The organism is Bradyrhizobium sp. USDA 4452 (genome assembly GCF_054063575.1).
Window position 1 is genome coordinate 5,139,145 of record NZ_JBSSGK010000001.1, and the last position, 12,251, is coordinate 5,151,395.

At 59.2% G+C, this 12,251-nt stretch carries 8 protein-coding genes; 6 read left to right on the top strand and 2 right to left on the bottom strand.

What is annotated here, in order from left to right:
- The first annotated feature begins 60 nt into the window (after window positions 1-60).
- Together ACVISU_RS24565 and ACVISU_RS24570 are read left to right on the top strand one after the other, a co-directional pair.
- Window positions 61-369: a hypothetical protein gene (locus ACVISU_RS24565; RefSeq protein WP_456708595.1), complete on the top strand. Its 309-nt coding sequence runs from the start codon at window positions 61-63 to the stop codon at window positions 367-369.
- A 1,072-nt stretch (window positions 370-1,441) separates the two neighbouring features.
- A complete protein-coding gene (locus ACVISU_RS24570) occupies window positions 1,442-4,822 on the top strand; it encodes a TM0106 family RecB-like putative nuclease (protein WP_456708596.1) in 3,381 nt (1,126 codons plus the stop codon).
- Window positions 4,823-5,136: 314 nt separating this feature from the next.
- Here the strand turns inward: ACVISU_RS24570 and ACVISU_RS24575 are convergent, their stop codons facing one another.
- Entirely contained in the window at window positions 5,137-5,514 is a 378-nt protein-coding gene (locus ACVISU_RS24575) for a hypothetical protein (RefSeq protein WP_456710888.1), read from the bottom strand.
- Window positions 5,515-6,439: 925 nt separating this feature from the next.
- Between ACVISU_RS24575 and ACVISU_RS24580 the strand changes: the two genes are divergently transcribed.
- Genes ACVISU_RS24580 through ACVISU_RS24590 form a run of 3 tightly spaced genes read left to right on the top strand, consistent with a single transcriptional unit; the run spans window position 6,440 to window position 9,958 of the window.
- A complete protein-coding gene (locus ACVISU_RS24580) occupies window positions 6,440-6,994 on the top strand; it encodes a hypothetical protein (protein WP_456708597.1) in 555 nt (184 codons plus the stop codon).
- Window positions 6,904-8,184 carry a hypothetical protein gene (locus ACVISU_RS24585; RefSeq protein ID WP_456708598.1) on the top strand — a complete coding sequence of 427 codons (1,281 nt, stop codon included), beginning with the start codon at window positions 6,904-6,906 and terminating at the stop codon, window positions 8,182-8,184. Before ACVISU_RS24580 ends, ACVISU_RS24585 begins: the two co-directional genes overlap by 91 nt.
- 10 nt (window positions 8,185-8,194) lie before the next feature.
- Window positions 8,195-9,958, top strand: coding sequence for a hypothetical protein (locus tag ACVISU_RS24590; RefSeq protein WP_456708599.1), 1,764 nt, complete (start codon window positions 8,195-8,197; stop codon window positions 9,956-9,958).
- A gap of 134 nt (window positions 9,959-10,092) precedes the next feature.
- Here the strand turns inward: ACVISU_RS24590 and ACVISU_RS24595 are convergent, their stop codons facing one another.
- The gene (locus ACVISU_RS24595) at window positions 10,093-11,466 is read right to left on the bottom strand and encodes a toll/interleukin-1 receptor domain-containing protein (RefSeq protein ID WP_456708600.1); all 1,374 of its coding nucleotides are present in this window, start codon (window positions 11,464-11,466) and stop codon (window positions 10,093-10,095) included.
- A gap of 273 nt (window positions 11,467-11,739) precedes the next feature.
- Between ACVISU_RS24595 and ACVISU_RS24600 the strand changes: the two genes are divergently transcribed.
- Window positions 11,740-12,054, top strand: a complete 315-nt coding sequence (locus ACVISU_RS24600; protein WP_456708601.1) for a hypothetical protein — start codon at window positions 11,740-11,742, stop codon at window positions 12,052-12,054.
- The last annotated feature ends 197 nt before the right edge of the window (window positions 12,055-12,251 follow it).

A 12,251-nucleotide genomic window follows, 5' to 3' on the forward strand; every position in this document is an offset into this window, starting at 1 on the left:
CCACGCGTTCGCTAAGGTAGTCCCTCTCGAGTGGCGCGCTCCCAGGCACGCCGAGACGGAATGGTTTCCGGAGCGCTTGCCCCAACCGCTGTGGCTTCCGAGATACGGCCGACCGTGCTCTTCTGCGCCGATCCGCATCACGAGGTCGTCGAAGCCTCGCGGTGGGCGCGCCGTCTGACCACTTCGGGCATCGCCGAGCCGGACGAGATTGCCATCGTCTCGGCCAGCACCGGCCCCTGGGACGACCAAGTCCTCGCGTTGGTCTCCGAAACCGGTCTGACGGTGCAATTGCGCACGGCATTCCTGCGCTTGCGACGATCGATGGTCAGGGTTGCGCGGAGTTGGCCGATGTCCTGCCGCTCCGGTTGAGCCAACGGCGCGTCCGACTTGCGTCGCTCTAACGCGCGCAAGGTTTGTCGCTGGACTGCCCCACGCCGCGGTTCGCGGCCCGGCCCCGGGCTACGATGTTGCGGCCATGGATGACTGGTGTCGGGCCGTCGAGTAGGCAATCCTCAAGGATGGTTCGCTTGCTTCCCGTCCGACGCGTTGGTGTCGATTCTGCAGGTATTGATCGCTGGACGCGTGAAGTACCTGGTGATGAAGGTTCGAAATCCGCTACCGTAGCGCTCGTCCGCAAGGCTGCCGTCGGGCGTAAGCACTCGCGGAGGACGATCTGCTTGGATGAGAGCTCGGCGACGGCCTGACCTTGCGCGCACGGCGTCGGGCGCCAGGCGAGTTCGCGGCAGAATGCTGTAAAGTGCGTCGTCCTCCGCACCTACATCGAGGCGATCTGTCCACGAGTAACGTAACGGCGAGAGACGCTTCGGCCCGCAGGTTCGCAATGCGCAAACGCACCAGCCGACCTCCCGCCATCTTCGGCATAGCTATGAGATCACGTTCTCCATCAAGAACCCGACCACGGTGGGGGCCCGCGAGGTCGTCGGCGGGCTGGGACGGTTCATCGGCACACTTACGACAACGGGGAGCTCGAGGGCGCCTGCAACAAGCTCGCCCAGGCTGCACCGACCGGCGCTCTTCATGAGAGCCAGGCGGACCGCCTGCGGCGGTTCGTCGGTAAAGCCGAAAAGTTACTGGACAGAAGGATGGCTGTCGCCATCAAGAAAGACGGCGACGATGAGTGCTGACACGTAACTTACGCGGTTGGAGTCGCCGACCAGATCGAAGCCGTGCAACTGACTAGAGGCGTCACTATTCAACCACGCATCTTGCTGCGCCTCGGGAAGCATCGCCTACGACCTACAGAGCCCCTGCAATTCCGGAGCCAGTGGAAATGCTGGCGGTGAGGTCGGGCCGTGCGCCGGACCGTGGAATTTTGGGACACTCTTTCCTCCGCACCGCACGTTGGGCTAAGCTCACAACCCGTATTACTGGCGCCCGATGTCGGCAGAGACGCCGCCGAATAGAGAAACAGGGGGCAATCATGAGAGAGGAAGCGGGAAAACGTATTTATTCGGCAACGGACCTTGTGAATTATCTTGGCTGTACGCATGCAACGTTCAACGACTTGCGGCAGCTTGTGCGACCTGTGGTGCTTCCGGAAGACGACGAGCAGGCCAAGCTCCTACAGGAAAAGGGTATCGAGCATGAAAAGGCCTATCTCGCCCGGTTGCGGAAAGAAGGACGAACGGTTGCCGAGATAACCAGCGAAGGATCGCTTGCCGCTCGCGTTGCGGCCACCCACGAGGCGATGCAGGCTGGCGCCGATGTCGTATATCAAGGCGCGCTCTATGGCTCGCCCTGGCACGGATTCTCGGATTTTCTCCTGCGCATCAATGGCACCCCATCGCGGCTCGGTGACTACGCCTACGACGTCGCCGACACCAAGCTCGCACGTACCGCCAAGCCAAAGCACGTGATCCAACTTTGCGTCTATGCGGACCTCCTTGGCTTCGCTCAAGGCGTTGAGCCGCCGCAATTGCATGTCGTCCTTGGCGACGGCCGCACGGTTTCACTTCGTACATCCGACGTGCGTCACTACTACGGCGTGGCACGAGGGCGGTTCGAAACCTTTGTTGTGGCGCCCCCGACAGTCTCGGTCGCGGAGCCGTGTGGTCATTGTACCGTTTGCCGGTGGTCCGACGCTTGCAGCGCGGAATGGGAGGCGAACGATCATTTAAGTCTCGTCGCTAACATTCATCGCAGCCAGGTGGACAAGCTACGGGCAAGCGGCATCACGACCGTCCGTCAGCTTGCAGCGATGCCGGCAACCACGCGCATTCCCGATCTGCAAGCCAACACCTTGTCGCGATTGCGCGCGCAGGCCGCTTTGCAAGTGGCACGCCGCGATACCGGGAAGAACCAGCACGAAATGCTGCCGCCATCGCCGGGCCGTGGCTTTGAGCGGCTTCCCAAGCCGGGCCCAGGCGACATCTTCTTCGATATGGAAGGTGACCCCCTTTACGAGATGGGACTCGAATACCTCTTTGGTCTTGTTCACTACGATGGGGGCCAGGAGAAGTTCACGGCTTTCTGGGCGCACAATCGCGCGGATGAAAAGAAGGCGTTCGAGGACACCGTCGACTTCATGACAGCGCGCCTCGCGTCTTATCCGGCCGCCCACATCTACCATTACGCGAGCTACGAAGAGTCGGCCTTGAAGCGCCTTGCGATGCTTCATGGCACGCGCGAAACAGATGTCGATAATCTGCTGCGCCGGCACAAGCTTGTTGATCTTTATAAGGTTGTGCGCGAATCCGTACGGATCTCGGAGCCGAGATATTCGATAAAGAACGTCGAGGCCTTCTATCTCGATGGCGCGAGGTCTGGAACCGTCACGACGGCGGGCGACAGCATCATCATTTACGAGCGCTTCCGCCGTCTTGGCGCCAAAGAACTGCTCGACGAAATCGAGGCTTACAACAAGCTGGATTGCCAATCGACGGCGCAATGCCGCGACTGGCTGATCACATTGCGCGCCGCCAATATGCCCTGGCCTACGGAAATCGCGCCGGAGAAGGCCGATCCCGTGCGCGAGCAAAAGCGCATCGAGGCCGAGCAGCGCACCGCCGCGCACATTCTGGCGCTCACAACGGGATGCGCACCCGAAGATCGTCCGTGGCGGACCTTACTGGCCTATTTGCTGGAATTTCACCGGCGTGAGGCCAAGCCGAAATTTTGGGCGATGTTCACGCGGCAGGAAATGACCGACGAGGAATTGGTCGACGACGCCGAGTGCATCGGCGTTCTTACCCCGGACCCCGCGCGCCCGCCGCGCCAGGAAAAGAAGTCGATGGTCTACTCGTTCACGTTCCCTCCGCAGGACTTCAAGATGCGTGTCGATGACGAGGTCCTGCGGGCCGGCACGCTGGAGCCCGCGGGCGAGGTCTTTGAGCTTGATGAAGATGAAAGGCGTATCTCGCTGAAGCTTGGGCCGAAATGGTCGCGCCTCGCCGACGGCGCGTCGCTCATTCCCAAGGGCCCTCTTGGCGATCTGGTTCTGCGGGCGGCGGTTCATCGCTTTGCCGAAACCGTCATCGCGGGCGATCTAAATCGCTACCGTGCCCTGACCGATATCATGAAGAAGACGGCGCCCCGCCTTGTAAAGCAGGCGCAAGGTGCGCCTATCATCGCGCAAGGTGCAGACCTTCTCGATGGATCGGTGGCTGCACTAAAGCGCCTTGACCAAAGCTACATGCTCATCCAAGGCCCGCCCGGCGCCGGCAAGACCTATACCTCGTCGCACGCGATCGTCGCCCTTTTGGCAGAGAAGAAGCGCGTCGGTGTGGCTTCCCACTCCCATAAAGCCATCAATAATTTGCTGAAAGACGTTGAAGCGGTCGCAAAAGAGAAAGGCGTCCGCTTCAACGGAATTAAGGGATCAACCAAGGAGGAGCAGTATTTTCAAGGAACGATGATCGCCAATGCTGAACACAAGGATGCGGCGGCCGCCCAAGCCAATTATCAGCTCATTGCCGGGACCGCCTGGCTTTTTGCGCGCCCCGAACTCGACCAGGAGCTCGACTATCTCTTTATCGACGAAGCAGGCCAGGTGAGCCTTGCGAATGTGATTGCAATGGGCGTTACCGCAAAAAACGTCGTTCTCGTCGGCGATCAGATGCAACTGTCCCAACCCATTCAGGGGGCTCATCCGGGAGGCTCCGGCATCTCCGGCCTCGATCACTTGCTCGCTGGGTTAGCAACCGTTCCGCCCGACCGGGGCATCTTCCTCGCGACGACTTTCCGGATGAACCCCGACATCTGCAAATTCATCTCGGATGCTGTCTACGACGGCCGCCTCGTATCGGACCCGTCGACCAAGCAGCAAGCCATCGATATCGGCACGTCGACGGATGACGCGTTGGCTCCAACCGGCCTCCGCTTCGTTCCTGTCGACCATGCCGGTTTTGCGCAACGTTGCCCGCCTGAAGCTGAGCGTATCAAGAAGACCTACGACACGCTGCTTGGCAAAACGTGGGTGGACCGGAAAGGCGCCAAGAAGGCGATCGGCATCAACGATATTCTGGTCGTAACGCCTTATAACATGCAAGTTAACCATCTGCGCGATGTCTTGCCTGACGGCGCTCGTGTCGGAACCGTCGATAAACTTCAAGGGCAGGAAGCGGCTGTTGTTCTGATTTCGATGACGACGTCCTCTGGCGAGGACATGCCGCGCAATATCGAGTTTCTTTACAGCCGCAATCGTATCAATGTGGCGATCAGTCGGGCTCGCTGCCTTTCCGCAATCTTCGCCAGCCCTCGTCTTCTGGAAATACCCTGTCATACGATCGAGCAGATGCAGCTCGTGAATACGCTGTGCTGGGCGAAACACTACTCCGATGAATCGGTTGCACCAGGTAAATGAGTATTGGAACCGAAATCGCAAACGTCCGACAAAAGTCGCTCGACCCGCTGAAAGTCTTGAGGCCGAGCCAATCGGCCGTCTCGAGGAAGAATTCCTGCAGCGAGACCTGCAACCAGATTCCCACCCGACTGGCTTGCGTGCAACGAAAAGTACAAGGTCAAATGCCGCAGCCAGCGGCTTGGCGTTGCCACATTGGCCATGGGAGTATTGCGACCGGTCGCGGTCCTGTCGGTTTGGACGGCGGTACCATCAAGTCAACGGATTGGAGTGGCCGCGGAGTAGACGGCCGGCATGCCGCCCGCTCGGGACCCTCTTCATCTTATCGCCGCTGGTTTGGTTGTATTTCCGGTTTCCCTTAAGCGGGCGATCGGCGTCGAGTTGTCGAAAGAGTGGAGCACGCCGCCGCGCGAGTTGCCCTGCTTGAGATCGACCTGACGGGACGCGTGGTTGTAGGACTGCGCGTAGCTGTTGCCGCGGGCCGACGTGAACGTAAGCGCGCGCCCCATTTCGTTGGTCCGTCCCATGCGAACCTGCAGCGGCGTGTTGTCCTTGGGGCGATCACCGCTCCGGCGATGGCGAGGATGATCTGATCGACGTTGTTGGCGTGATGCTGCCCGGCACCGAGCACACGCGCAGATAGACTTCAACGACCACGTTTCCCTCCTGCTACCGCAAGATATAGACGCGAGCACGGGAAGAAGGCGGCGGCAATCCAAGCTGAAGCCGAGGCTATCGATAAGCGATCACGGTCTGAGGAGAATCGAAGGCAAAAGGAGAGGGAGCGGTTGCAAGCGGCGCTCCGGCACGCGCGAGGCTTGGACAGGCAAAGCGCGGTTTAGCCAACGCGCATTGTTGGCAAACAATCCGGCCCACCTCATGCGACGACCACCAGTCGAGCGATCCTGAAAAGGATCGGCCCGGCCGAGTACGTCGACGCCTTTCCGCTTTATGGCCGATTTTAACCATGTTTAAGGGCTGACTTGCACGGTGGCCCAAGGCCAAGTAGGATGAAGTCGCCGCGTGAGAACGCGGGTAAGCCTACGTCATCTGGTTTCTGATTGCCGGTGCCATTATATCCGCGGACGACGCGGGTACACCCTAGCTTAGTGCCACATTTGTGTGTGCGCTACATGTTCTCCGCTGGTCGATCGCGGAATAGACGACCCCTAAACCCCGGCTTCAACCGCCGGGGTTTTTGTTTGCGCTTAACTCCGCGGCGTTCGGACGCGCGTCTATCATCGGTCTCTCAAGCTGCTTACGCGCGCGCCGAAAGGCAGAGCTATTTCAGACGGCAACCTGTTCCGAGATCGCGAGGGCGTCATCAACCTTAATGCGGAGATACCGGACATGGTGCGGCTGACGTTTCAGTGCAGCATTAGCGGCCTCAACCGGGCACTCAACGCTTCCAGTTATTCAGTTGTCAACTTGGAGAATGCACGCTAAGATGGTGGAGATTGTAGCCAATCTACCCTTACTTTTTTCATACTCTAGCTTCTAGGCGCAGCTCATGAGCCACCGGTATCCGGCCCCCCAGCACGCAGGCTTCGTGTCTACGCTTTCGATCCCCAAACTGCCAGCAGGCTGGGCTCGGTCGACTATGCGTTCGCCACTATCTCGTTGCCATGGGGAACAGCCAAGCAAGATGAACTGCAGCCTGGTCCCATCAACGACTATGTCGAGGTCATCGACGTAGACCCAGCCAGCCGCCAGTTCTACGATCCTGTGGATCTCAACGATCCATACCTGCTTGCGCAGGACGGGCTGACGCCGTCCGAAGGAAATCCGCAATTCCACCAGCAGATGGTTTTTGCGGTGGCGATGAAGATCATCCACATCTTCGAGCGCGCGCTCGGACGCAAGGTGATCTGGGCGCCACACTGGAATCCAGCGCGCAACACGTACGAGCCGGTGGACAAGCTGCGCGTCTACCCCCATGCGCTGCGCGAGGCCAATGCCTACTACAGCATGGCCAAGCGAGCGCTCCTGTTCGGTACTTCCGCAGCACCAACGCGGCGGCCGGCGCGACCTGGATCTTTACCGCACTGTCGCACGATATCGTCGCCCATGAGACCACGCATGCAGTGCTTGACGGACTGCACCGGCGGTACGCGGAGGCGACGAGCGTCGACAGCCTCGCGTTTCACGAAGCGTTCGCCGACATCGTGGCGCTGATGTCGCATTTCACCCTTACCGAAGCCGTTTCCGCGCACATCCAGCGCGAGGGTGGGTCGTTCGACCAAGCGGGCCTGCTGAGCGGACTCGCAGAACAATTTGCCCGCGGCACGGTCGGACGAACATCGCTGCGCCAATATGTGGGTCATAAGTCGGAACTGCTTGCGGTGACGACCGAGTGCCACGAACGGGGTGCCATTCTTGTCGCGGCCGTTTTCGACGCATTCCTGACGATCTACAAAGCACGTACGGATGACCTGCTGCGCATCGGCAACGTGACACGCGGGGAAGGCAAGAGACTTAATACTGATCTCGTCGCCCGCCTGACGAGGGAGGCGGTCAAATCGGCCGACCATGTCCTTCGGATGTGCATCCGGGCGCTGGATTATCTGCCGCCCGTCGACGTCCGGTTCGGAGAATTCCTGCGCGCCATCATCACCGCCGACACCGACCTCGTGCCCGACGATCCGCACAACTACCGGATTGCTTTCGCGGAAGCCTTCCGCGGGCGCGGCATTCTGGTCGAGGACTGCCTGTCAATGTCACCGGAAAACCTGCTTTGGGAGACTCCAAAGCAGATGTTCGGATCGAATCCTCTGAGTGTCGACGACCTGCACTCGCTCAATCTGGACCTCATTCCGCACTACACACGCAAGGACATTCACGGAAGCTCGGAAGCAAATCGCCAGAAGGTCTGGAGGTGGCTCAGGACGCCGGACGACGATAACGAATCGGTCGACCTTGCCTGGGAAAACGCACTTGGGGTCTATTTCAAATTCCGGGAGAATGTGCCGCGAAGCATCTTTTCGGGGGAAGTCTTCCCGAACGTCGAAGTACACAGCGTGCGGACGACACGGCGGGCTGGACCTGACGGGCAAGACCTCCGTCAACTCGTCATCGAGGTGACGCAACGGCGGCATGGCCATTTTGATCTCGAACAGCAGAAGAAAGCCGATGCCGGCGAGGAAGAGCCTGCAACGGCGGATTTCATCTTCCGTGGCGGCGCTACGCTGATCATCGATCTCAAGGAAGAACTGTTGCGTTACGTAATCCGCAAGCCCGTTTCCGACGATACGCGCCTCGACGAGCAGCGAAAGGTTTTGTCGAATCCCGAGGGTTTCGGCTTCACGTATAATCCGGATGAGAGCGGCGAGCGCGAGCCGTTCGCCATGATCCATCGCGGTCAATAGGAGGGCGGTCGTGGCAGCGAAGGCAAGGACCCTCAAGAAAAATTCGAGCAAGAAGAAAGAAGCGTCGAGGTCCACCTGGAAGTCCGGCAAGAGGAAGCGCTCCGCCGCCGCCCGAACAGCGGCCGGCAGCAAGTCCGTGCAAGATGCGACTTCAGCGCCAGCCGCGGATGGCGCCGTCGATCACCATAGCCCTGCGACTCTGCATTCTCCGGGAAATGGCGCCGTGTCGATCCGGATGTACCGCGGATTGCTCCGCGATTTCTTCCTCGTCAGGCACGCCGCCCGCGGTCGCGTTTTCAAGGTGCTGATCGACTGCGGCGTCTTGCAGCGCATCGGTACGGTGGAGGCGAAGCCGTCCACCTCCCTTGGCAAGACGCGCATCGTCGACAACGTGGCGGATTTCATGAAGGAGACCGGGGAAGAGGTCGACCTGGTCGTGGCGACGCACGAGCATTATGACCATCTTTCCGGCTTCATCCTGGCGAGTGAAAAGTTCAAGAATTTCAAGATCGGTAAGGTCTGGATGGCATGGACCGAAGACCGGACCGACAAGATCGCGAACGGTTATCGCAACAGAACGAAGAAAGCTCTCGCGGCGCTTGCTGGTCTGGCACTGAATTCGGCGCTCGCGCCGGACAGTGACGCGATGCAGACAGTGAACAATCTGCTGCAATTCTACGGCGAAAAAGAAAGCGTTCGAGCCCACGCCCTTGGTCTCGCAAAACCGGAGGTCGACGGGAAGCTCTCCGGTAACGCGAGCTGCGAAGCGGTGCTGGACTGGTTGCGGAAGCGCGCTGGCGCCAGCAACGTATCGTTTCTCAAACCGGGCGATGTGGTGCGCTGGGGGGTGGATGACGCGTTCCGGGCGTGCGTCCTTGGTCCGCCGCGCGACGACAAGCTACTTCGCCAGCTCAATCCCTCCAAGGAAGACAGCGAGGTATATCTCGCGCGCCGTGAGGAGCTGTTTCTAGCTCGCAGCGGAGAGGTGGAAATGCTCACGGGGCTCGCGGCGATCCACGGCGACCCCATCGATGGCCGCGATCCCGACGCGGAGATCGACAATCAACCCTTCACGCGGATGTATCAGCGTCCTTACCCTGCCGGTAAGAACGGTGTCGGCGACAGCAAGGGCCTGGCCAAGCTTGTGCCACGTTCGCCTAACGATCCGATCGCCAGACTTTACAGGTCGAAACAGATTTTCGATCGTTGCATCGATGACGAATGGCTTGGAAGTGTCGAGAGTCTCGCACTGAAGATCGACAACGACGTCAACAACACATCGCTGGCTCTCGCGCTCGAACTGGCCGACAAGAGGGTGCTGCTGTTTCCCGGCGACGCGCAAGTCGGCAACTGGCTGTCTTGGGACCGCCAGAGTTATCCCGCTGACGACAAGCCGGGCGGATCCGCTCTGAGAATTGACGACATTCTAGCTCGTGTTATCTTCTACAAGGTCGGGCACCATGCAAGCCACAATGCGACCATGCGGGAGCGCGGTCTCGAACTAATGACGAGCTCCAGCCCGGTGGCGATGATTCCCGTCGTCGAGCTGACGGCTCGCGAACAGAAGACCAAGACCTCGCCGAAAGGCTGGGCCATGCCCTATGACAAGCTCTACGAACGGCTCGACCAGCTCACGGGCGGCAAGGTCATCCGCGGGGACGGTGACACGACTACGGAGCAGAGCAAGTTCAAAGGATCGATCTTCAAGCTGTCCTACGGAGCAGATTTCAAGGACAAGGATCCCTTGTGGGCGGAACTCAAGCTTGATGCCTAGTCTAGCAGGCGCGTTGAACACCAGAATTTCGCCGCGAACTCTGAGCGCTCCCTCGCCCTGCCGGGAGAGGGGACATTGTCGAGTCTGCGGTGATCGATACCATAGCCGCGGGTGAATCGCCGTTGTCGATGCCGCTATATCGGCAAGACGATATTCAAACCCCGCCAGCGATCGTACCAAGTCTGATGGGGGAATTGACGAAGCTCAATTCTCTTGCCTTGGATACTGGCGATGGTACCATCGACGACCCGATGTCCATACTCCCAGTATTTTTCGGCAATCTCGGCCTGCCTTGCGATGACACGGCGTTCCGCGACCGACTTCAGGAGAATCTCGACATAGATGCTCTGGATCGCGCGACGCCAGTTTGCGGCAGCGTCAGCAGGGCGCGGTGCAGTAGGCTGCCGATCGCAGCGCATGATCCAATAATCTGCTTCCTCGTCTTTCCAGACTGCGGGGTCATCGGATGGATCGACGCAAGGCGAGCGGCAGACCAGTGGCTTGCCTGTCGCTGTATCGACAAAGAAGAAGAAGCCCAGCTTGTGATAGAAGCGGATTCGCAGGAATTTCCGGATCTCCTCCTGCTGCTCAGACGAGAAGCACGCGGGTTCGGTTTTCAGTCGCTCGATCGTTGCGTCCACCGCATCGATGTCGAATCGCTCAACCTCCAGGATCAATGCCTCGTACTCCGGAAACAGGTCTGCCAGCACATCAATGATGTCGTGAAAGAGAGCGTTTGCGAGCTGGCCATCACGCCAGCATCGCTGCACGCCGATATAATTCACGTAAGCCAGTTTGGCATCATAGTCGTACGTCAGGAATCCGAGTCCAATCGCCTTGTTCGCGACACTCAGGATGAAATAGCGGGAATCCAGCTGATATGAGATTTTTCCCCGGGCCGACAAGTTGAACGACCTCACCGTTCCGAGATCGGTATCCAGTACCCAGTGCTCGATATCCTCAGGATCGACACGTTCGTTTGGCGGAAACAAATCGGCATATAGCTTGGAGACCTCGGTTTCGTTGAAGCCCGTTACGTCCAGAATATCGCCGCGCGCGACCGACAGCGTCGGGCGCATAAATGCGATCAAGGCGTTGCGCGCTTGCGGGCGTGTCAATTCGTCGAAGGTTGGGTTCAACGGAAGAAACTCGGTCCGCTTTCCCGTTTCGAAATCACGAACAGGAAAACTCGGTACTGTTCTGAGCTTTCGCCAGGCAGCCTCTCTTGCAAAAACCTGGATTACAATTGGCAGATATCCCCCGGTCGCCCGCTGGCGGGCGCGCGCAAGACCTAGCTCCCGCTGAATGCGATCCGACGCGAGCGACTTGTCGCTTACCAAAAGAATGAAGAAGTGCGCGTTCTCGATCTCGCTCCTGCTGTCGGCGTGAGACGCAACCGAGAACCCGGAAACCGCAAGAAGGCTCTTGTACTGCTCGGCCTCATGATGATCTTCGTCGCAATGGGCAATGAAGACGGAATGCTTGCTGGCGGGTCTGATTGTTCGCATGAATCTGACTCCAAAAGGGCGATCCCAGTCTAAGACAGCTTACGATCTCGGTCGAGTTTCAACACCAAAGGACAGGTAGCCTCGACACGCTGAATTTCCTGGCCGTTCCCTCCGCCAGTGCGAGCAAGCCGATGCCGACCAGAACGTAGGCGCTGCAAGGAGCTTTTGTAGAACATCAAATCCTCAATACAATTTGGAGCAGCTGCCATTCGAGGGCGACAAATCCTGGTCCGCGCAACGCATGCCTCTCGCAGACCCAAGGCGCGAATTCGCATGAAATGCATTGCAACGAACCTTGCCCTTTTGTTGGGGGGCGGGGCCGACGTGGTCGCAAAATTCAGAGACGGCGTGATGCCGATCGTCGGAAGCGCGGCCGCTCTGATCCACCGTTCACGCAAGGTGCTCGTCACCGCGGAGCACGTATTGAGCGATAATGCGGAAGTACAGCTCTTTATCTTTGCCCGTGACCGCCAAAGCAGATTTCTCGATCGAAAGTTCAGTGAAGCGCGATCTCGCTGTCAAATTTTTATCTTGAATCGCGCGAGGGAGCGCTCAAGCGGCAACGACCCACTAGTTTCGGTAGCTTAACTCACACGCCCTGCCGCATTATCCAGCCAACATGTCTGGCAGACGGATCGGGAATGCACTGAGTTTGCTAACCTACCCGGCGGTTCTATTAAGTATCGTTTCTCCTTCTTCCCGTAGGGCGTCAATCGAGCTTGCCCACACCATCACGACGATGTTTGGCGCAGCGGTAGTCTGCAGCGCCCCGCCTTCACCGTGGG